This window comes from Pedobacter sp. R-06, assembly GCF_049913135.1.
GTDB lineage: Bacteria > Bacteroidota > Bacteroidia > Sphingobacteriales > Sphingobacteriaceae > Pedobacter.
This window is the reverse complement of record NZ_CP183977.1, coordinates 5,471,148-5,491,816: the sequence shown is the minus strand read 5'-3', so window position 1 is coordinate 5,491,816 and position 20,669 is coordinate 5,471,148. Positions and strand designations below refer to the sequence as shown.

Annotated in this window: 19 protein-coding genes; 13 read left to right on the top strand and 6 right to left on the bottom strand. The window is 37.9% G+C overall.

The genetic code is table 11. The features are described from left to right. Positions 1-51: 51 nt before the first annotated feature. Complete coding sequence (locus ACN9MR_RS22220) at positions 52-612, top strand: thiamine pyrophosphokinase (protein ID WP_426326721.1); 561 nt, start codon at positions 52-54, stop codon at positions 610-612. Further along, positions 609-1,103, top strand: coding sequence for a GNAT family N-acetyltransferase (locus tag ACN9MR_RS22215; RefSeq protein ID WP_426326720.1), 495 nt, complete (start codon positions 609-611; stop codon positions 1,101-1,103). Before ACN9MR_RS22220 ends, ACN9MR_RS22215 begins: the two co-directional genes overlap by 4 nt. Before the next feature lie 157 nt (positions 1,104-1,260). Here ACN9MR_RS22215 and ACN9MR_RS22210 read toward each other — a convergent pair whose 3' ends face one another. After that, on the bottom strand, positions 1,261-3,702 hold the full coding sequence (locus ACN9MR_RS22210) for an outer membrane beta-barrel protein (RefSeq protein ID WP_426326718.1): 2,442 nt from the start codon (positions 3,700-3,702) through the stop codon (positions 1,261-1,263). Between the two features lie 436 nt (positions 3,703-4,138). Then, the gene (locus ACN9MR_RS22205) at positions 4,139-5,818 is read right to left on the bottom strand and encodes a dipeptidyl-peptidase 3 family protein (protein ID WP_426326716.1); all 1,680 of its coding nucleotides are present in this window, start codon (positions 5,816-5,818) and stop codon (positions 4,139-4,141) included. Between the two features lie 113 nt (positions 5,819-5,931). Here ACN9MR_RS22205 and ACN9MR_RS22200 point away from each other — a divergent pair, with 113 nt between their 5' ends. Then, positions 5,932-6,768: an N-acetylmuramoyl-L-alanine amidase gene (locus tag ACN9MR_RS22200; RefSeq protein ID WP_426326714.1), complete on the top strand. Its 837-nt coding sequence runs from the start codon at positions 5,932-5,934 to the stop codon at positions 6,766-6,768. Positions 6,769-6,981: 213 nt separating this feature from the next. On the opposite strand, the gene ACN9MR_RS22195 is transcribed toward ACN9MR_RS22200, so the two are convergent. After that, positions 6,982-8,637, bottom strand: coding sequence for a glutamine--tRNA ligase/YqeY domain fusion protein (locus ACN9MR_RS22195; protein ID WP_426326712.1), 1,656 nt, complete (start codon positions 8,635-8,637; stop codon positions 6,982-6,984). A 304-nt stretch (positions 8,638-8,941) separates the two neighbouring features. On the opposite strand from ACN9MR_RS22195, the gene ACN9MR_RS22190 reads away from it, so the two are divergent. The 7 genes from ACN9MR_RS22190 (at position 8,942) to ACN9MR_RS22160 (ending at position 14,029) form a co-directional block, all read left to right on the top strand. Further along, positions 8,942-9,364: a cobalamin B12-binding domain-containing protein gene (locus ACN9MR_RS22190; protein ID WP_426326710.1), complete on the top strand. Its 423-nt coding sequence runs from the start codon at positions 8,942-8,944 to the stop codon at positions 9,362-9,364. A 3-nt stretch (positions 9,365-9,367) separates the two neighbouring features. Then, positions 9,368-10,147, top strand: coding sequence for an enoyl-CoA hydratase/isomerase family protein (locus ACN9MR_RS22185; RefSeq protein WP_426326708.1), 780 nt, complete (start codon positions 9,368-9,370; stop codon positions 10,145-10,147). 152 nt (positions 10,148-10,299) lie between these two features. After that, positions 10,300-11,718 (top strand): sigma-54-dependent transcriptional regulator, encoded by a 1,419-nt coding sequence (locus ACN9MR_RS22180; RefSeq protein ID WP_426326706.1) that lies wholly within the window; start codon positions 10,300-10,302, stop codon positions 11,716-11,718. Between the two features lie 65 nt (positions 11,719-11,783). Further along, on the top strand, positions 11,784-12,833 hold the full coding sequence (locus ACN9MR_RS22175; RefSeq protein ID WP_426326704.1) for an AI-2E family transporter: 1,050 nt from the start codon (positions 11,784-11,786) through the stop codon (positions 12,831-12,833). 73 nt (positions 12,834-12,906) lie between these two features. Next, complete coding sequence (locus tag ACN9MR_RS22170; RefSeq protein WP_057930800.1) at positions 12,907-13,173, top strand: YtxH domain-containing protein; 267 nt, start codon at positions 12,907-12,909, stop codon at positions 13,171-13,173. Between the two features lie 54 nt (positions 13,174-13,227). After that, on the top strand, positions 13,228-13,605 hold the full coding sequence (locus tag ACN9MR_RS22165; RefSeq protein ID WP_426326701.1) for a phage holin family protein: 378 nt from the start codon (positions 13,228-13,230) through the stop codon (positions 13,603-13,605). After that, positions 13,592-14,029, top strand: a complete 438-nt coding sequence (locus ACN9MR_RS22160; protein WP_057930798.1) for a hypothetical protein — start codon at positions 13,592-13,594, stop codon at positions 14,027-14,029. Before ACN9MR_RS22165 ends, ACN9MR_RS22160 begins: the two co-directional genes overlap by 14 nt. A gap of 184 nt (positions 14,030-14,213) precedes the next feature. On the opposite strand, the gene aspS is transcribed toward ACN9MR_RS22160, so the two are convergent. The 3 genes from aspS to ACN9MR_RS22145 all read right to left on the bottom strand — a co-directional run bounded on the left by aspS (position 14,214) and on the right by ACN9MR_RS22145 (position 17,053). Next, positions 14,214-15,959 carry an aspartate--tRNA ligase gene (gene aspS / locus ACN9MR_RS22155; RefSeq protein WP_426326699.1) on the bottom strand — a complete coding sequence of 582 codons (1,746 nt, stop codon included), beginning with the start codon at positions 15,957-15,959 and terminating at the stop codon, positions 14,214-14,216. Between the two features lie 101 nt (positions 15,960-16,060). Then, positions 16,061-16,636, bottom strand: coding sequence for a DUF6882 domain-containing protein (locus ACN9MR_RS22150; RefSeq protein WP_426326697.1), 576 nt, complete (start codon positions 16,634-16,636; stop codon positions 16,061-16,063). A 12-nt stretch (positions 16,637-16,648) separates the two neighbouring features. After that, positions 16,649-17,053: a hypothetical protein gene (locus ACN9MR_RS22145; protein WP_426326695.1), complete on the bottom strand. Its 405-nt coding sequence runs from the start codon at positions 17,051-17,053 to the stop codon at positions 16,649-16,651. A 1,027-nt stretch (positions 17,054-18,080) separates the two neighbouring features. Between ACN9MR_RS22145 and ACN9MR_RS22140 the strand changes: the two genes are divergently transcribed. The 3 genes from ACN9MR_RS22140 to ACN9MR_RS22130 all read left to right on the top strand — a co-directional run bounded on the left by ACN9MR_RS22140 (position 18,081) and on the right by ACN9MR_RS22130 (position 20,563). After that, a complete protein-coding gene (locus ACN9MR_RS22140; RefSeq protein WP_426326693.1) occupies positions 18,081-18,590 on the top strand; it encodes an RNA polymerase sigma factor in 510 nt (169 codons plus the stop codon). Next, positions 18,583-19,110, top strand: coding sequence for a hypothetical protein (locus ACN9MR_RS22135; RefSeq protein ID WP_426326691.1), 528 nt, complete (start codon positions 18,583-18,585; stop codon positions 19,108-19,110). Before ACN9MR_RS22140 ends, ACN9MR_RS22135 begins: the two co-directional genes overlap by 8 nt. Before the next feature lie 163 nt (positions 19,111-19,273). Further along, on the top strand, positions 19,274-20,563 hold the full coding sequence (locus ACN9MR_RS22130; protein ID WP_426326689.1) for a hypothetical protein: 1,290 nt from the start codon (positions 19,274-19,276) through the stop codon (positions 20,561-20,563). Positions 20,564-20,669: the final 106 nt, after the last annotated feature.

Below are 20,669 nucleotides of genomic sequence, written 5' to 3'. Positions count from 1 at the left end.
TAACTGATTCTTCCTCTACCGTACTTAAAGCGAAATTTCTATATTCGCAGTATGTCTTCACACCATATTGTAAAAGAAAAACAAGAGCCGGCTTTGTACATCGATGAGCTTGGGAATTTTAATGAAGAGCTTTTGGGGCAACTGCTCGAATGGAGCCCTACACTTTTGGTTAACGGAGAAAATTACGATAAGATTTTTTCTTTAGGCTTAAAGGTAGATGTGCTGGTAAATGGAAATGGACAGGAAACACAAGAGGATACAAAAGTTATTCAGGGCCCTGTTGATGCTTTAATGGTGGCTATTAATTATCTGTACGAAGAGAAATATCCTGCGGTAAATGTAATTGCGAAGAAATTTGATCTGGAGAAATTTGGGGGATTTGAAGACAAAATTAATCTGGTGGTGTTTACTGAAAGAGCGAAGCACTACTCCATAAAACCGGGATTCTCTGTTTGGAAACCTGCAGGAAGTGAATTCCTGATCCATGGCAACCGATACATCGAAGTAACTAACCTGGTGCAGAATGAGGAAGAAATTTTTACTGTAGTTAAAGATGGCTTTGTAGAATTCACCTTTTCAGGACAACCAATTTTTATCAGCGAACCAATATGATTACCCTCAGAAAAGCAAAAGAAGAAGATATAGAAATTATCAGGGATATTGCCGCGGCAACCTGGCCATCAACCTACCTCGATATTATCGGGCAGGAGCAGATTGATTACATGTTGGATAAAATGTACAATAAAGGAGAACTCCTAAAGCAATTTATGGAAGGGCATATTTTCCTGATTGCGGAGGAAGGCGAAAATCAGTTCGGTTTTGCAGGATATTCTATTATTGGACACGAAGCGCGTATTTACAAGCTACACAAGCTTTACGTGCTACCATCTGCGCACGGAAAAGGAGTCGGAAAAATCTTGATTAACGAAGTTTTTAACCAGGTGAAAGATGCAGGGGGAAGTGCTTTACAATTGAATGTAAATAAACATAATAAAGCCAAAGATTTTTACCTAAAGGGAGGTTTTACCATTAAAGAATCGGTAAAACTTGATATAGGTGAAGGTTACTTTATGGATGATTATGTAATGGAATATAAGTTTTAATTTTTGTAATGATTTGGTCTGTGGGGACACAGATCAAGGGCGAGGTATAGTCGGATCGTCATTTCGACTGAAGCGCAGTCCCGAAGCTTCGGGAGAGAAATCTTTTAACATAGTCCAAAGATTTCTCCACTACGGTCGAAATGACGATAAAATCACCCTAATTCTTCATACGGCCTTGTTCTGCTTCGGTACCCGTTGCACGGCGGCGGGCCGGTTTAATTTCATTTTTACCGAAGCGGTAGGTAAAACTGATTCTGCCAATTTGAGTTTCATTTTTTTGGTGTACTGTGTAGGTTAAACCCGGATAGGCGCTTGATAAATTGTTTTCAGATATATTGAATACATCTGATAAGGCGAGCTTCAAGCTTGCTTTTTTGTTGAACAGTGATTTGCTCAAACCGGCATCAACATAATAACGGGCTTTTAAACTTAGGGTTCCATAATCAAGCGGTGATTCGTAACTGCCATTTATTTCTGCCGTAAAACCATCCATAATGGTAAACGTTTGCTGAGATTTAAATTGGAAAGAGGTTTTTCCGGTTTTTAAAGCGCTCCCGGCCAAATCTGGTGATTTGAAACTGAGGTAAAAAACATTTAAGTTATTGTTGGTCTGCCACCATTTCGTAATCTGAACAGGCACATTTAAATTGGCGTTGTAGCTAATGTTGGTAGCAATATTTGCATTCGTTTGGTATAACGATTGGTTCGCTGCGTCGGGCAAAATTACCTCTGCAATTACATCATTAATTCTGCTATAGCCAATTGAGAGCATGTATTTTTGCAATAGGGTATAACTAAGCTCAAAATTGTGTGTATACTGTGGATTTAGAAATGGATTTCCTTTGCTATAGGTAAATTCATCTAAGTAATAAATAAAGGGATTTAAAGCATCGTAACTTGGGCGGTCTATCCTTCTACTATAAGAAAAACCTAACTGATTGTTTTTTGAAAGCGTTTGTTGAACAAATAATGTTGGAAAGAAATCCCAGTAATTTCTTTCTACAACGGTGTTTGTGGTAATCAGATTTCCTTTCGAATTGGTTTGCTCAACTCTTAAGCCAATCTGTACGCTGGTATTTTTAAACTGTTTGTTCACATTGGTATATGCCGCATTTACATTTTCATCGTATACAAACTGATTGCTTCGTTTAACATCGTTCTGCCAAGCATTGTTTACCAACATTTCCGCCTGCAAGTCATTATCGGTTTTAACCCAGCTGCTTTTAACCCCGGCTTCGAGTTTAACCGTTTTGTTAATTGATACATTATAGTCGACTTTAAATGCTTTAATATCAATTATCGATGGAGTGTTGTTCCGGGTATACCTGATCGGGCGGATTCTGTCTCCATTGGGAAACCGATAATCGTTTTCATAATTAGAACCATCGTTTCCTTTGTATTTAGAATAATCTACATCTGCCGAGATTTCTGAACCGGCGGTATCCAGAACCGATTTATAATTTAAGTTATAAGAAACATTATTGTATTTGTTTACCTGCAATGAATTGGTTATCAGGCTCGAATCTACCTGGTTAAAAGATGGGCCAATTAAAGTATTGTTTCCCGCAGCTTCATTTCCATGGTTGAAGTAGCCGTTTACCAATATACCAATGGTATTTTTCTTATCGATAAAGTAATCTAAACCTGCTTTAAGGTTATTGTTATATTGTTTTCTTTTGCTTTCACCTACCTGCATAAAGTAAATGTCGGGTGTACCATTCGAAATCCGGTCGATAGCGATCAGGTTATCACGCTCAAACTTACCATAGTTGTAGTTACCAAAAAGATTAAGTTTCTGTGTACGGTGGTTCAGGTTTAAACCCGCATTTGCCCTCAGGTTTTTACCATATCCTAAAGATCCGTTTATACTGCCGTTTGTTCCGCCATTTTTGTTTTTCTTCGTTTTGATGTTGATAATGCCCGAATTACCTGATGCATCATACTTTGACGAAGGATTGGTAATCAGTTCGATGCTTTCTATTTCTGAACTCTGCATATTGCGGAGCAGGTTGGCCACATCGGCACTGCTCATGTAGGTCTGTTTTCCATCCAGTTGAATTAACACGCCTTGTTTACCCATCATCGAAATCTTATCATTCTGATCTACAGTTACGCCTGGTGCTTTTTGCAAAACTTCTAATGCAGTAGAACCTGTCATAATCGAACTATTGGAAACGTTCATCACGATTTTATCCATTTTTCTTTCGATTAATGGTTTAGTTACAGCTACATTCACTTCTTTTAAATTTTGAGTGCTTGCGGTAAGCTGTGCGGTTCCGAAATCTACCTTTTGATTATCTTCTGTTAAAACGATGGTTTTGCTTTTAAGCGTTTTATAGCCCATGTTACTGGCCTTATAATAGTAGCTCCCCTTGCCCGAAACATTAAAATTAAATGCGCCGTTCGGATCCGTAAATACCGTTTTAACCACACTCGAATCGGATGCTTTAAAGAGCACAACCGTAACGTAATCTGCAGGTTTTTTGGTTTCATCTAAAATTACCCCGCTGATGTTCGGTTTAGGATTTGTTTGCGCAAACCCCGTTGTAACGGTAAAAAGGAAAGTAACAATAAGTGATATTTTGTATAATGTTTTCATTTTTAGGTGTTTATTCTTAAAAAAAATGGGCAAAAAGATTTCTATACCGCATGTGCATGCGCTTTCAATTTAATTGCTTGCTTATTTTAAAGTTTAGCCGGAAACGAAAGGTTTCCATTGTTTAGTTATAGGTAAGACGACCGTTTTTTAAAAAGGTTACATGGATTTTGAAAAAGTCCGAAGTCGGAGGTCCGATGACAGAAGTTTAAGCGTTTAATTCCCTCTTCAGCCCTAACCTTGAGGATTATTTACCGTATAAATATAAATGACGATTTTTCTTTTATAGCGGAGGGAAAGATTTTTTAAGGAGCTTAGGCAATTAACCCAGTCCCACAAATAAACTAATAAACGAGTGAACCAACAACGCAAAAAAGCCACAGATAAAACAAGCTTACACCTGCATATCTATGGCCTTAAATTCCTAAGTAAAAATCTCTTATTTTACCCCAAGTACGTCAACACCTTGTTCAAAAACAACATCAACAGGAATATTCTTTTTGGTCAACCGATCCAGATCTGTTTGAAGTTCTGTATGGATAACCGCTTTTTCTTTTTGTGCTTTTTCTACCGCAACTTTATCGCCGTTACCCTGAAGGGTAAGAATGAATGCGCTTAAATCGTTCATGGCAGTTGCAAATTTTTCGAAGTTTACTTTGTAAGTACCTTTAGCTGTGCGCTCAAAAGCACCTTTCTCCTGGAAATAATTAAAGCATTGCATATTGGCTTTTCCATGCGCCTCAGAAACACCGAAGCGAACAGAACGTAAAATACCAGCCATAAATGTGGTGTAATAATCTTTTATGTCACCTTTCAACTCACCCTTTTTAAGTAAGCCTGTTACCATATACAAGCCTAAAATATCGGCTTTGCCTTCTTCTAGCCAGCTATACTGTTCTTTTAATGCTGCACGTACAAAACCTTTTCCGGTAATGGTTTTTTTAATGCCTAAACCATGGGCTACCTCATGAAACATTACGTTTGCAAAAAAAGCATCAAACTTAATGTATTGCTGCTGATCGGCTTCAATTAATTCTTTTGAAATCGGCACCAAAATCTTATCAAACTTAGCTTGCATTGCGTTTTTCAGCTGCGAACGGCGTGTGCCTTTTTCCTGCTGGATTTTTTCGTCATTCGGGAGATTAACAGCGATGGTTTTCGATCCGGCATTACAGTCTCCTGCATAATAAACCACATCGTAAGCATTTAACTCAGAATCGGTTCCAGGTGTTTCTGTTTTGTATTTAGCGGCAACAGGCAGGTTTTTCTGCAATTCGGGAAGCATTTTTACATACTTGGCCAAACGCTTGCTCCACTCTTTATCTTTGATTAAAACATAAGCTTCGTAACTGGTACGGGCATTAAACAGTTTATCCTCATAATTTTCAATCGGGCCTATAATGAGGTCCAAACCATTGGTTTTCATATCTAACCAGGCATAATCACTTGCGGTAAAATTATCCGTTACCAAAGCATCGGCCCTTAAGTTTAAATATTTTTTTAAACCGGCATCTTCAGCAATTAAAGCAGCCTGTTTTAATAATGAACTTGCTTTTTGTAATTCTGAGGCAAATAATACATGATACGGTACAGTTGATAATTTGCCAGTACTGTCTTTTTGAATAACCGAATATGCACCAAACTTATCAGCAAGGTCCGATTTTTCTATGGCTTCTTTTGTAATTCCGTACGGATAAAAAGATGCACCCTCTGGTTTGGCGCCAACACCTTCAACAAAAGGTTTATCATTATTTAATCTATCCCATGGGCCATAATTGATATTAACAAAATCGCGTGTTTTTTCGTCTTTAATAGTTGCCAGCAAGCTATCTCTTTGTGGGTAGGCTTGTTTCCAATATAATTGATCCATAATTTCTGCTGCCTGAATTAATAAAGGCAAGATTTTACGGTCGTTAACACTTAACTCGTTTATATTGGTGGTTAATTTTACCCTTTCGTAAATAGGCAGGCGTTGAGCAACATAATTGATCAGACTATCTTTTTGTATTACTACAGCCTTTTCATCCTTAGATTTATTATTGCCGGTACAAGACGATAAAGCGCCTACAGAAATAGCTACTGCCGATAAAAATAGGGCTGATTTGTATAAATTCTTCATATTAAAGTATATGGCCGCTAAATTAGTAAATTTTGAAAGCTTTGTATAAAGTTTGATGCATTGGGCGAAGTTTAAGATAACTTTGTAACTTCAACTTACTAACAATTCATACCATGTTATTTTCCAAGTCATCAAAATCATTCTCTATTTCCGCTTTTTCTCTTGTACTTATTCTATCTGCCTGCGGAAGCAGCAAATACGCCGCAACAGAAAAAATCTATAAGGAAAAGGCAAAGGATTTTTCGAAAATAATCAACACCACGCCACCAGCTGGTCAACTTTACGATTCATTAGGAGCAACAAACCAGGAATGGATTGGTTCTGTAAATTTTGGGATACGTAAACCAAATTTTGTGGTGATCCATCATACTGCGCAAGATAGTTTGGCGCAGACCATAAAGACATTTTTTTCAACTAAGGCAGGCACAAGTGCCCATTATGTGATCAGCCGTGATGGTAAAGTAGTGCATATGGTGAATGATTATCTACGCGCAAACCATGCTGGAGTGAGTAAATGGGGGAAAGATACCGACCTGAATTCTTCATCGATTGGCATTGAGCTGGATAATAATGGTTTAACTGATCCATGGCCTGATGCGCAGATCAATAGTTTGCTCAAGCTGTTGGCCACTTTAAAGAAAACCTATGGCATCCCGACGGCGAATTTTATTGGCCATGCCGATATAGCACCTAAACGGAAAAATGATCCTAAAAATTTCCCCTGGAAAAAACTGGCGGATAAAGGTTTTGGCTATTGGTATGATGATGTGTTGAAAAACCCTCCGCTAGATTTTAATACCGAAATGGCCCTAAAATACATTGGTTACGATACCAGTAATCTCCCTGCGGCAATCACTGCTTTCAAAATCCATTTTATACAGAGTGATATTACGCCTACTTTAACACCAGTAGATATATTAGTACTGTATAATGTGTATATGAAGTATTAAGCGAGCAGCGTTTGGCGGTTAGCGTAAAGAAGTTCGAGGACAGAGGTCCGAAGTTCATGGGTGCAAACGGATATACCAACCCTTCCAAAAGTTGGACGGTTGAAGCCAGTTAACCGATTCAAACAATTAATCAGTTGACCACCTAATAAAAAATTCACAGATGAACACTAAAATCCGTGTTCATCCGTGTTGATCTGTGGTTTAAAAAGCTAATTAATTCGGCTTCTTAAATGTATCTTTTAATGTAACTGTGCGGTTAAAAACCAATTTATCTGCAGTAGAATCTTTATCTAAACAGAAATAACCTTTACGGATAAACTGATAGCGGCTTTCTAAATCTGCGTCTGCCAATGCCGGTTCGATGTAAGCGTTAGGTAAAACCGTCAAACTTTCAGGATTTAAATAATCTTTAAAATCGCCTTCCTCAGCATCTGGTGTTTCAGAAGTAAACAACCGGTCGTATAAACGGATCTCGGCAGTTTTGGCATGTGGAGCACTTACCCAGTGAATGGTTCCTTTAACATTTATGCCGCTGGTATCATTTCCACTTTTCGATTCTGGAATGTAGGTACAATGAATTTCGGTAACGTTTCCATTGTCATCTTTCACAAAATCTTCACACTTAACAATGTAGGCGAATTTTAAGCGTACCATTGCACCAGGTGCCAGGCGGAACCATTTTTTTGCCGGTACTTCCATAAAATCTTCGCGCTCTATCCAAAGTTCATTGCTGAAAGGGATCACACGCGTACCACCACCATCTTCTGCCTCTGGATTGTTCTCGCCGATTAAATCTTCTGTTCCTTTTTCGTAATTTGTAATCACCAGCTTAATCGGATCTAAAACTGCCATTACACGATTAGCCGTTTTATTTAAATCTTCGCGGATACAAAATTCCAATAAACTTAACTCAATTAAATTTTCGCGTTTGGCGATACCAATACGTTCGCAAAACTCACGTACGCTTTTTGGTGTAAAACCTCTCCTGCGCAAACCACTAATTGTGGGCATACGCGGATCGTCCCATCCATTTACTAAGTTTTCGTTAACCAGCTGAAGTAACTTACGTTTACTCATCACCGTGCTGGTAAGGTTTAAACGGGCAAATTCATATTGTTTCGAAGGAAAAATCTCTAATTTTTCGATAAACCAATCGTACAGTTCACGGTGCGAAACATATTCCAATGTACAGATCGAGTGTGTGATGTTTTCGATACTGTCGCTTTGTCCGTGAGCAAAATCGTACATCGGGTAAATGCACCATTTGTTGCCAGTACGGTGATGTTCAGCATGTTTAATACGATAGATAATCGGATCGCGCATTAACATATTCGGACTGGCCATGTCGATTTTTGCTCTCAAAATATAAGCACCATCGGCAAATTCGCCATTTTTCATTTTAGTGAAAATGTCTAAATTTTCTTCAATGCTGCGGTTACGGTATGGGCTGTCCTGTCCTGGTTCTGTTGGCGTGCCTTTTAAAGCTGCAATTTCATCTGCAGAACTCTCGTCAACATAAGCCAGACCTTTTTCGATCAGTTTAACGGCAAAACCATATAGCTCATCAAAATAATCTGAAGCATATAATTCATTTTTCCAGTTAAAACCCAACCATCTGATATCTTCTTGCTGACTGTTTACATATTCTGTTTTTTCTGTTACCGGATTGGTATCGTCAAAACGCAGATTGGTATAGCCGCCGTATTTTTGTGTTAGTCCGAAGTTTAAGCATATTGCTTTAGCGTGGCCAATGTGTAAATAACCATTAGGTTCAGGCGGGAAACGCGTAACCAAAGTTTCATACTTACCACTATTTAAGTCGTTCTCAACAATTTCTTCAATAAAGTTCAATGACTTCTCTTCACTCATAAAAACCTGTAAATTAGGAATGCAAATGTAAAAAGATTGAGCGGATTTATACAATGATTATAGGTTTATTAGCCTATGGTTGATAGCCTAAGCGTGCATTAATTGCGATTAAATACAGATAAACAATGATTGAATAGTAGAATAACTGAATTATTGGATGGAAGAATTGGCTCATTCAGTAAAAATAACCGTGGTTGATATCAATACTTTAGACTAATTAGCGAAGGCAGGCTCATTACATGTTCCATCAACTATTTCTACATTACTTTAATAAATTCTATACATTTACGTCAACTTAATATGAATGATGAGCAAAGTATTAAATCGGCCTATCCGCGTTTTAGTAGCTAAAGTTGGATTGGATGGCCATGACAGAGGGGCCAAAGTAATCGCAACTTCCTTACGGGACGCAGGTATGGAGGTAATTTATACCGGTCTGCGCCAAACACCGGAAATGGTGGTAAACACAGCGCTTCAGGAGGATGTTGATGCCATTGGGATTTCTATCCTATCGGGCGCACATATGACGGTTTTCCCAAAGATTATTCATTTTATGAAAGAAAAACAGTTAGATGATGTGTTATTAACCGGCGGAGGGATTATCCCTGAGGCAGATCGGTTAAAACTTGCAGATATGGGGGTTGGGGAGCTATTTCCGCCGGGTACAACAATGGCAAGTATTGTAGAATATATTAAGAATTGGGTTACAGAAAACAGAAATTTTTAAGCTATGGCATACCAGAATTTAATTTCAGAGATAAAAGAAAACATTTTATACGTTACCATAAACCGTGAAAAAGCGCTGAATGCTTTAAACAAAGATACTTTGGCTGAACTGGCGGATGTAATTGCTTTCGCAGGCAAAACCGACCAGGTAAGAGGTGTTATTTTAACCGGAGCAGGTGAAAAGGCCTTTGTTGCGGGAGCTGACATTAAAGAGTTTTCCGATTATAGTGGTAAACAGGGAGAAGATTTAGCAAAACGTGGTCATGATCTGGTTTTTAATGCCATTGAAAATTCTTCAAAGCCATTTATTGCAGCAATTAATGGATTTGCCTTGGGTGGAGGACTGGAGTTGGCTATGGCCTGCCACATGCGCATCGCATCAGATCATGCGAAATTAGGTTTACCTGAAGTTACTTTAGGTTTAATTCCGGGTTATGGCGGTACCCAGCGCCTTACACAATTGGTTGGAAAAGGTAAAGCAATAGAAATGATTACGACTGCAAACATGATTACCGCTTCGGATGCAGAAAAAATAGGCCTCGTAAATTATGTTGTTCCACAGCCCGATCTAATTAGCAAGGCTGAAGAGATGCTGAATGTTATTAAGCAGCGCGCACCGCTGGCTATTTCGGCTGCAATAAAATCTGTAATCGCATCTGTAAATAACAGCAATGGTTACGCTACCGAAATTGAAGAATTTGGCAAATGTTTCGAAACTGCCGATTTTAAGGAAGGGGTAATTGCGTTTATTGAAAAGAGAAAAGCAAATTTTTCTGGAAAATAGCATTTGTGTGTAGTATTAATTTGATGTACGGTGTAACGAAAGTGTTGCAAAAATTTTTCAATGCAATTTTTTTTGAGTAATTATGTTAAATAATTATTAACCCTAATGTGCTTACCACACCCTATGGGTTTTTATATTTAATAACGCTACTCATGAAAAAGAAGATACTCATTGTTGACGATGAAATTAGCATCGGTTTATTGCTCTGCAAATTTTTAACTAAAAATGGATTTGAAGTTTCGAATGTAACAAGCGGTAGAACGGTTTTACAAATTCTTGAAAAAGAGAGATTCGATTTGGTATTATGCGATTATCGTTTGGATGATACAGATGGGAAGGAGATTTTAATCCACATTAAGGAAAACTATCCGGCAACTGCTGTGATTATCATTACAGGCTATTCTGATATTAAGCTTGCCGTAGAATTGATAAAACTAGGAGCTTACGATTATATTGTGAAACCGCTCTACCCGGATGAAATTTTAAATATCATAAATAAAGCCCTTGAAGCGCAAGAGGATTCAAAATCGCCTAAAAATTTTGAACACGCTGATCGTAGTGTTATTTCCGATTTTCTAAACGGCCCGGAGTATATAAATGGGGAGAGCGATGCTTCAGCGCTTTTACTGAAACAAATCCAACTCATCGCACGAACAGGATACACGGTCATTTTAACGGGAGAAAGTGGGACAGGGAAAGAATGTGTTGCTAAAACCATTCACCAAAATAGTTCGCGTGCCAAAGAACCTTTCATCGCCATGGATTGTGGTTCTCTAACAAAAGATTTAGCTGCCAGTGAATTTTTTGGACATGAGAAAGGGGCATTTACTGGAGCGGCCTTCACTAAAATTGGTCACTTTGAGCAAGCTAATGGCGGTACATTATTTCTTGATGAGATCGGTAATTTATCATATGAGATCCAGGCAACTTTACTCAGGGCAGTTCAAGAGCGGAAAATAAAGCGGATTGGAAGTACAAAGGAGATTGATCTGGATGTGCGGCTTATTGTAGCTACAAATGAAAATTTAGTAGAAGGGATTCAAAGAGGTGTCTTCAGGGAAGATTTATATCACCGCTTTAATGAATTTTCTATACACGTTCCATCATTGAAACACCGCGATAATGATATCCTTATCTTTGCTGAGGGTTTTCTGGCCACGGTAAACAAAGAATTGAATAAAAAGATTAAAGGCTTTTCTGATGAAGCAAAGAAATGTTTATTAGCATACAATTGGCCAGGTAATGTACGTGAGCTGAAGAATGTTATCAGGCGGATTGCTTTATTAACCGATGATGATTGGATAGAAGCTCATGTTTTACCGCTAGAGTTTAGAATGACTGATCATCCTAAGGTACAGCATGAAAAAAATGCGCTTCTTTTGCCACTAAAATTAAATAATGATAAATCACTTAATTTGCGGAATACTGCCAAAGAAGCCGAATATACTGCTATTTTAGAAGTGCTAAAAGCGGTTAATTTCAACAAAACCAAGGCGGCAAAAATCTTAAATATCGACAGAAAAACACTTTACAATAAAATCAAATTTATTGAGGTTGATGATAGGATATAAATTTTAAATCTAGAAAAACAAAATCGGCCATTTTAGCATTTAAAGAATACCCTTATTATCTAAATATGTCAGTATTCTCTTATAAGCAACGCAATAACATTAACCTGGTCATAATTATTGCGCTTGGGGTGTTAATCGCATATTCTTTGCAAAGTATTTTTAGTGCTATTTTAAGCACTTTAGTGCTTTATACGATCATGCGGCCGGCATATATCCATTTAGCAGAGCATAAAGGCTGGAATAAAAGAGTAACGGCTATTTTCCTTATCACCATCTCTATCATACTCATTGTAATGCCTTTTTACGCATTGAGCAGTATGGTGATCAGTAAAATTTCGGAATTGAGGAACAATGAGGTTTTTTTCAGGAATCTGCTGGTTAAATTACAGCATCTTATTCCAGTCAAAATTAATCAGGATCTTATTCAGGAAGGATTAAACCGCTTAGGGAATTGGGCCACTCAGCTTTTCCCATCCTTAATATCGAGTGCAGTAAATATTATATTAAGTTTATTGGTGATGTACTTTTTACTCTACTTTATGTTAATAGAGCGGAGAAAATTCGAATTTTCATTGATTAAATATGCACCCTTCAGAGAACAGAATGCACTTCGATTTGGGGATGAAATGCGAAATACAACTTATGCGAATGTATTGGGGCAAGGGCTGATCTGCCTGGTTCAAGGTTCGCTTTTGAGTCTTTCTTTTTATGTTTTGGGCTATAAAGACCCTGTATTTTGGGGGGTTATTACAACATTTATTTCTTTTGTGCCCGTTTTGGGGCCACCGGTTGTATTTGTTCCAGCTGCGATTTTGCAGATTGCGAATGGGAATAATTTTGCTGGCTGGGCTATGCTTATTTTTGGTTTTGTAGTCATCATCAATATCGATAATGTGCTCAGGTTTATCATTGCAAAAAAAGTTGGCAATATTCACCCCATAATTACAGTAATTGGCGTAATTATTGGTATTCCTTTATTTGGAATATTAGGCCTTGTTTTTGGCCCGCTACTGTTATCTTATTTTATATTGCTCGTTAAGATTTACGAAACCAGTACGCTTGCATCAGAAAGATTGGAAAGAATTAAAACAAATAACGAGCATACGGAGTTATAAATATAGCTTAACAATAAATAATATAGTAGCTTTATATTGTACATAATTGTTAAACCCTTAAAATACATTAATTATGAATGATAACTCAAAAGTTGTAGTTGCGCTTTTAGCAGGATTAGCTGCTGGTGCGGCTCTAGGAATTTTGTTCGCACCAGATAAAGGTGATGAAACCCGCGATAAATTAAGCCAATCTCTAAAAGATTTGGGCGATTCTATCAAAGATAAAGCTGCTGATGAAATTAACCACCTTGCCAGCTTAAAGGATAAAGTGGTAAGCTCGATCAAAACGAAATTAAGAAGCGTAGAAGAAGAATACAGTGACGACGTAGAACACGCGTAATAAATAAAACATTGCATAGCCGGGCAACTGCCCGGTTAAATATCAATCTGAATTATGCAGGAAAATAAAGATAAAAGCATTGAAGATCTTGTAGACGATGCCAAGGGTTTTTTAGAGGCCAGGGTTGAGTATACGAGACTTTACCTGGTAGAAAAAATCTCTAAAGTTTTTGCCGATTTAGTAACCAGTACGGTAGTTATTGTTTGTTTTATATTAGCCTTTTTGTTTGGCTCAGTAACTTTGGCGCTTTATCTGTCTGATCTTTTAGGTAGCTATGCCGGAGGCTTTGGTTGCGTTTCCTTATTCTATATTATATTGGCATTAGGTGTTTATTTAACTAAAGATAAGTATATCGAAAAGGCAATTATTAATGTAGCGATTAGAAGATACTTTGATAAACTTGCAGATAAGGAGGAAGATGAGAAGGTATAAAGACATCCGTAACCTAGAAGACCTGCAGGCTAGAAAATTAGAACTTAAGGTTGAATACACCCTTAAGCAGAATATGCTTAAATCTGATTCAAAGACTTACTTTCACCAATTTACCTTGGGTGCATTGATAAAAAGATACGCTACACCAAGTAACCTGTTTAAAGCCGACGAAAAATTAAATATTAGTGGGACTGCTATGTCGTTGCTTTTACCAATGTTTATGAATAAAACCATATTTAGAGGCGCTGGTTTTTTAACCAAAGCGGCTGTAGGTCTGGTTTCGGGAAAAATTGGTAAATCGCTTGATGCGGAACATTTGTCGGCAATTTTTAATTCTGTGAAGAGTTGGTTGGGGAAAAAGAAAGAGAAAAAAGAAAAGAAATTTATAGATTACGGCATCCCGCCTGATAGTGAAACGTATTAGTTCAATGGTTCATTAGCCATTGGTTCATTCGTTAGCGTAGCGTAAAATGATATCACTAAAAAGCCTCAGAATTTAGAATCCTGAGGCTTTTTTGATTAAAAACTTAGCCTTTGTAAACCTTGTTTTATGACTGTGCTATTTCTGCTCCCAGCCCAATGAACCAATGACCAGTGAACTAATGAATCTATAAATCCGTTTTAATCTTCAATTCTTTCAATTGCTTCTCGTCAATAGTGCTTGGGCTATCGATCATTACATCTCTGCCTGAGTTGTTTTTAGGGAAAGCAATCACATCACGGATTGAATCTAAACCTGCAAAAATTGAAGTTAAACGATCGAAACCAAAAGCAATACCGCCATGTGGAGGTGCACCAAACTCAAAGGCATCCATTAAGAAACCAAATTGTTTTTGTGCTTCTTCTGCACTGAAACCTAAATGTTTAAACATTAAAGCCTGTAAAGCCCTGTCGTGGATACGGATTGATCCGCCACCAACTTCAGTACCGTTGATCACCATATCGTAAGCATTGGCACGTACGTTTTTAGGATCTGTATCCAATAAGGCGATATCTTCAGGTTTTGGTGAAGTGAAGGGGTGGTGCATGGCATGGTAACGTTCTGTTTCCTCATCCCACTCTAAAAGCGGGAAATCCAATACCCAAAGGGCAGAGAATGTGTTTTTATCGCGTAAACCTAAGCGGTTACCCATTTCTAAACGAAGCTCATTTAACTGTTTGCGTACTTTGTCGGTAGGGCCAGCTAAAATCAATAATAAATCGCCTTTTTCCGTGCCGAAAGCTTCGCTCCACTGTTTAAGATCTTCTTCATTAAAAAATTTATCTACTGATGATTTAATGGTTCCGTCTTCATTGTGGCGGGCATAAATTAATCCTGTAGCACCAATCTGTGGGCGCTTGATAAAATCGGTTAATTCATCTAACTGCTTACGTGTATAACTTGCCGCACCTTTTGCATTGATACCCACTACCAATTCTGCATTATCGAAAACCGGAAAACCTTTACCTTTTACCAAGTGGTTAAGCTCTACAAACTGCATCGCAAAACGGGTATCAGGTTTGTCAGAACCGTATAAACGCATCGCATCTGCATATTGCATACGCGGTACCTCCGGTAAGTCGTAATTGCGTACTTCTTTAAATAAAGTACGGATCAGGCCTTCGAAAGTGTTTAATATATCTTCTTGTTCGATGAAAGACATTTCACAATCGATCTGGGTAAACTCAGGCTGGCGGTCGGCTCTTAAATCTTCATCTCTAAAACATTTTACAATCTGGAAATAACGGTCGAAACCCGAAACCATCAACAATTGTTTGAAGGTTTGCGGCGATTGAGGCAAAGCATAAAACTCGCCTTCGTTCATGCGGCTAGGCACAACGAAATCTCTCGCACCTTCTGGTGTAGATTTAATTAAAACAGGTGTTTCTACTTCGATAAAATCTAAAGCATCAAGGTAACGGCGAACCGACTGTGCCATTTTATGGCGTAAAACCAGGTTATTACGAACCGGGTTACGGCGTAAATCCAAATAACGATATTTCATGCGCAACTCGTCACCACCATCCGTTTCATCATCGATCATAAACGGAGGTAATTTTGCTGCATTTAAAATCTCCAAAGCAGAAATTTTAATCTCCACATCACCGGTTGCCATTTTTGGGTTTTTATTGCTTCTTTCTACAACAGTACCAATCGCTTTGATTACAAACTCACGGCCTAAAGTACGTGCAGTTTCGCAAAGCTCACGATTATCGTCCATGTTAAAAACCAACTGAGTAATGCCATAACGATCGCGGATGTCTATAAAAGTCATACCGCCTAAATCTCTTGATTTTTGTACCCAACCACATAGCGTAACACTTTCGCCTAAGTTATTTAGGTTTAATGCACCACAAGTTACTGTTCTTAACATATATTGTAATCTAAATTGAGCGGCAAAAATACCGATTTTGTTTTAAAGTTTAGAGTAGAAGATTTTATGTTTTTTCTATCAAATGAAAACATCTAAAACTGCTATTTCTTTTTGGGTAAAGAATCTACGACAGTAATCTTTCTGAGAAGCATAAACGAAAACAGTTTATTATCATCGCTAGGAACGCGATAAACACCTTTAGCTTTTAAAATATACGCTGAAATTGCGGCCATATCCCAACCATCCACTATATCAGCAGACCATTTGGCCGTTAAAAGATTTTCAAAACCTCTTTTAATGCCATAAGCTCTAATCCTTGTTATTTCTTTTTTTACATTTTCTTCTATCGAGGAATTACCCCAAGCCCACAACCAGGTATTCGATCTTAATGATACAGATCCAACTTCCTCATAGTCAATAATAACTTTCTGTACCCCCTTATTGCTAAATATAAGTTTACCTGTTAATTGATCATAATCCCATCGTTCATACTCGCCAATTTTATACTTGTCTTGGCAGTAGGCTTGTTGGTTTTTAAGATATTCACATGAAATTTTAGAAAGTTCTTCGAATGAAACCGTATCCAAAAGTTCGATCTTTGTTGAAGAAGATTTATTATTGCAACTTGTCAAGAAGACTACAAGTACTAAACTATATAACTTTAATATTTTTATCATTCAAAATGAGTGTTAATACTTTTCCTCTAAGGTAATTTCTATAGCGATTACCTTCCATTCGCCTTTAACATTTTTCCAATGGTAAATTTCTTCTGTCTGGATGGTTTGTTTTTTAGAAAAAATAAGCAGCCTCGGCTTTAAAATAACCGATTTCCGGGCTATTTTTTCGGTAAAAACTTCGTTTTCAAAAGAAGATTTAATGCGATAATAGCTGGTATGGATTTTCTTAATATGACCAAAATACTTTTTTAAATCGATTGTATAATCGCGTTTATTAAGCGCGATACCTTCTGCGGGGGTATAAGTTAAGCTATCATCAAACATAGCCGTATAGGCCGTTACATCTTTATTTTCTAAAGCCTGATCTGCTTTTTTGTGTATCTCGTTTATTGCTGAAATGATTAAATCGGTTTCCATGGCATGAAGTTAATTGTTTGTTTCAGGGTTTTCAAATTTATGATGGTCCGGTAGCTGATTTTCCACAAATATTACAATATGAAACTGCTTGTTTTGTATTGAGTATAATTATTTTTAGGTTTTGGAAACGAAAGGACAGTGTTTCATAGGTACTGTAGCCCCGCCATCCGCTTTATCCCGATTGAAGAAATCGGGATGCTCGCTCCTGTCGGGTTTAGTTAACAGCGGTTTGCTTCAGGGTACCAAACTTTGTTAAATAAACCTGATTGTCAGGAAGAGCTTCCGATCCTTCATCGGAACTCGTACCAGAAAGCAGGGCTGAAATTGCCAAGAGCACGGAACCAGTCATTTCCTAATATTGTAAATTATTTTTAGGTTTTGGAAATGAAAGGTTAGTATTTCATAGGTACTGTAGCCCCGCCATTCGCTTTATCCCGATTGAAGAAATCGGGATGCTCGCTCCTGTCGGGTTCAGTTAACAGCGGTTTTGTTTCCGAGCACCGGCCTAAGTGAAATAAACCTGATTGTCGGGAAGAGCTTCCGATCCTTCATCGGAACTCGTACCAGAAAGCAGGGCTGAAATCGCCATGGGCACGGAACCAGTCATTTCCTAATATTGTAAATTATTTTTAGGTTTTGGAAACGAAAGGACAGTGTTTCATAGGTACTGTAGCCCCGACAGCAGCGGTTTGCTTCAGGGCACCAAACTTTGTTAAATAAACCTGATTGTCGGGAAGAGCTTCCGATCCTTCATCGGAACTCGTACCAGAAAGCAGGGCTGAAATCGCCAAGAGGTCAGAACCGCTCGTTTCCTATCAATATAAAAACACTTTTTTACGGAATGAAGCGATCATTCATGCTTCGTTTCTGAGCATTTGATTCTATCTTAATACTGTATTAACATATTTTTAAACTTTTTTTCTACCTTGATGCAACGTTTTAAAATCCCTTATGTCTTATAATCAGAATATTCGAAATTTTGGAAGCCGTATACATCGATAAGAACCTAGAGCTAGTAAAAAAATGCATGCAGGGCAGCCGTGCAGCACAGTTTGATTTGTACAAGCTGTATGCAAAGGCCATGTATAATGTGGCGCTGCGCATTTTAAATTACGAGGAAGAGGCAGAAGATGTTTTACAGGAAGCATTTTTGGATGCTTTTACCAGAATTGTTGATTTTAGGCAGGAAACCACTTTCGGACTTTGGTTAAAGCAGATTGTGATTAATAAATCCATCAATTATTTACGTAAACGTAAGATGGAGTTTGTAAGTACCGATGAGCTATCGGAAGTGCCTGATGAGGATAGCTTTGATGACAGTGAAGTACGGTTGCAAGCTGATGAAATTAGAGCAGCCATTACCGAATTGCCAGATGGCTATAGAGTAGTATTGAGTTTATACCTTTTAGAAGGTTACGACCATGAGGAAATTGCACACATTTTAAAAATAAGTGAAAATACAAGTCGCACACAGTACATGAGGGCGAAAAAGAAGTTAAAAAGTATTTTAGAACAGAAAGGGATGAGAGATGAATAATAGATTAGAAACCTTTGTAAAGGAAAACCGTAAAGCTTTCGATGTAATGGAGCCATCGGCAGGACTTTGGGCAAAGATTGAACAGGAATTAGACAACAAGAAGAAAAAAAAGCCGGTAAAGTTGTATTTATGGATGAGTGTAGCAGCGGCTATCGTGGTGGTTTTCGGTTTAGTCTGGTTATACGCAGGAAAATTACAAAACAAAGATTTAGAAATAGCCGACGTTAGCGCTTCATATGCCAAAAAAGAAGTCCACTTTGCAGGTTTAATTACCGAAAAAAGAGATAGTTTGGCCATTTTCGCTTCTGCGAATCCGGAGTTGTACAAAAAATTTACTGCCGATCTGAAAAAGCTTGATGAAGATTATGAAAGATTAAAAGCAGAGCTGCCAACCTCGCCCAACCAAACTTTTGTAGTAAAGGCCATGGTTAAAAACCGCGAAATACAACTGCAGTTATTAAAACAACAATTATTAATTATTAACCAGGTTGACGATTATAAAAGGGTTAACCAGATTTAAATAGAAAATTAGGGCCTGAAGTAGAAAGCACAATAAATAGTAGTCAATCAGTCTTGATACCTGATTCAACATACTTGATACGGATTAGGGAACGCTCACCACATTAAATTGCTTATTACCAGCCGGCAGGTTTTAAGCCATTAAATGTTTAACAAATAACAACATGAAAACAATAAAAATATTTTTAGCCTTTATGGCTTTAATCGCCGTAAAAATTAACGCGCAAGAAGTTGCGGTAGATACCCCTTCAGAGAAGGTAATTGTAGAAAGTGTGGCGAAATCTTCAACACTGGCGATGGTCGTAAATCACGTAAAATACAATCAAACAGGCAGTGATGCCGAACGGTCTAAATCTTTTAGCAAGAGTTTTAGTGTAGACAATAACGACAAGATTAATTTAAACAATCAATACGGATCGATCACCATTAAAACCTGGGATAAAAAAGAAGTGCGTGTTGATATAGATATTAAAGCTTACAGTAGTTCGGATAATGATGCGCAAAAATTGATTGATGGGATAAGTATTGATGCAACTAAAAACGGAGATGTAGTTACTTTCAGAACAAACATGGGTGATAGAAACGGACGTTATGGCCGTGGGGTGAAAAATGGAGTAACTACCTGGCGGAGGGAAGTGAAAGTAAACTACGTGGTGTATATGCCAGCAGTAAACCCGTTAACGGTTTCACAAGAATATGGCAATGTAGAACTGGGTAATTTTTCCGGTCCAACTTCTTTAAAGGTAGAATACGGCAATCTGGTTGCTGGCAATTTAAGTAATGTAAATAACTACATCAATGTTCAATATGGTAAATGCGATATCCAGGACCTGAATGCAGCAGTAGTAAAACATGAATATAATGGCCCCGTAACCATTGGCGCTGTGGGCACTTTACAACTTGATGCCGAGTATGTTGCTGTAAACATCAATACCATCAGGAAATCGGCTGACATTAAAGTGCAATATGGCAGGGGTTTAACCATTGGCACTATTGGTGGGAACCTGCTTTTAAATGCAGAATATGCCAAAGTAAACATCAATACGGTTAGAGGCAATACAGTTGCTAAACAGGCTTATGGCGATCTAAATATTGCATCAGCAGGTAAAATTGCGGTTAAAGCAGAATATTCGAATGTTACTTTAGGCTCACTTAATGGTGATGCAAACATCAACATGGATTATAACCGTTTAAATGTGAGCGAAATTACACCAGCCTGCAAAAACTTCACCTTCGGTGGCGAATATGTAAGTATCGGATTAGGTTTTGCTGACCGTTATAACGCTAACTTCAATGTTTCTACCTCGTATGCGGGCTTTAAATATGGCGCTAACGTAACCTCAAACCTGGTAAGCAAAGATGATGAAACCAAAAAATATACTGGTAAAATTGGTAGTGGCGGTGCTGCAAACGTATCTATTAAAACCGAATATGGTTCAGTTACCTTTAAATAAATTTTTCAAAACCAAACAAACTATAAAGTCCTGCCAACTTGGTAGGACTTTTTTATGTCTTTATTGTTCGATATCGGATATACGGTGTCCGTTTACGAACACCCTA

Bases quoted from the DNA above. Each gene is read 5' to 3' on its own strand.
- ACN9MR_RS22220 (WP_426326721.1), top strand. From the start codon at position 52: ATGTCTTCACACCATATTGTAAAAGAAAAACAAGAGCCGGCTTTGTAC.
- ACN9MR_RS22215 (WP_426326720.1), top strand. From the start codon at position 609: ATGATTACCCTCAGAAAAGCAAAAGAAGAAGATATAGAAATTATCAGG.
- ACN9MR_RS22210 (WP_426326718.1), bottom strand. From the start codon at position 3,702: ATGAAAACATTATACAAAATATCACTTATTGTTACTTTCCTTTTTACC.
- ACN9MR_RS22205 (WP_426326716.1), bottom strand. From the start codon at position 5,818: ATGAAGAATTTATACAAATCAGCCCTATTTTTATCGGCAGTAGCTATT.
- ACN9MR_RS22200 (WP_426326714.1), top strand. From the start codon at position 5,932: ATGTTATTTTCCAAGTCATCAAAATCATTCTCTATTTCCGCTTTTTCT.
- ACN9MR_RS22195 (WP_426326712.1), bottom strand. From the start codon at position 8,637: ATGAGTGAAGAGAAGTCATTGAACTTTATTGAAGAAATTGTTGAGAAC.
- ACN9MR_RS22190 (WP_426326710.1), top strand. From the start codon at position 8,942: ATGATGAGCAAAGTATTAAATCGGCCTATCCGCGTTTTAGTAGCTAAA.
- ACN9MR_RS22185 (WP_426326708.1), top strand. From the start codon at position 9,368: ATGGCATACCAGAATTTAATTTCAGAGATAAAAGAAAACATTTTATAC.
- ACN9MR_RS22180 (WP_426326706.1), top strand. From the start codon at position 10,300: ATGAAAAAGAAGATACTCATTGTTGACGATGAAATTAGCATCGGTTTA.
- ACN9MR_RS22175 (WP_426326704.1), top strand. From the start codon at position 11,784: ATGTCAGTATTCTCTTATAAGCAACGCAATAACATTAACCTGGTCATA.
- ACN9MR_RS22170 (WP_057930800.1), top strand. From the start codon at position 12,907: ATGAATGATAACTCAAAAGTTGTAGTTGCGCTTTTAGCAGGATTAGCT.
- ACN9MR_RS22165 (WP_426326701.1), top strand. From the start codon at position 13,228: ATGCAGGAAAATAAAGATAAAAGCATTGAAGATCTTGTAGACGATGCC.
- ACN9MR_RS22160 (WP_057930798.1), top strand. From the start codon at position 13,592: ATGAGAAGGTATAAAGACATCCGTAACCTAGAAGACCTGCAGGCTAGA.
- aspS (WP_426326699.1), bottom strand. From the start codon at position 15,959: ATGTTAAGAACAGTAACTTGTGGTGCATTAAACCTAAATAACTTAGGC.
- ACN9MR_RS22150 (WP_426326697.1), bottom strand. From the start codon at position 16,636: ATGATAAAAATATTAAAGTTATATAGTTTAGTACTTGTAGTCTTCTTG.
- ACN9MR_RS22145 (WP_426326695.1), bottom strand. From the start codon at position 17,053: ATGGAAACCGATTTAATCATTTCAGCAATAAACGAGATACACAAAAAA.
- ACN9MR_RS22140 (WP_426326693.1), top strand. From the start codon at position 18,081: ATGCAGGGCAGCCGTGCAGCACAGTTTGATTTGTACAAGCTGTATGCA.
- ACN9MR_RS22135 (WP_426326691.1), top strand. From the start codon at position 18,583: ATGAATAATAGATTAGAAACCTTTGTAAAGGAAAACCGTAAAGCTTTC.
- ACN9MR_RS22130 (WP_426326689.1), top strand. From the start codon at position 19,274: ATGAAAACAATAAAAATATTTTTAGCCTTTATGGCTTTAATCGCCGTA.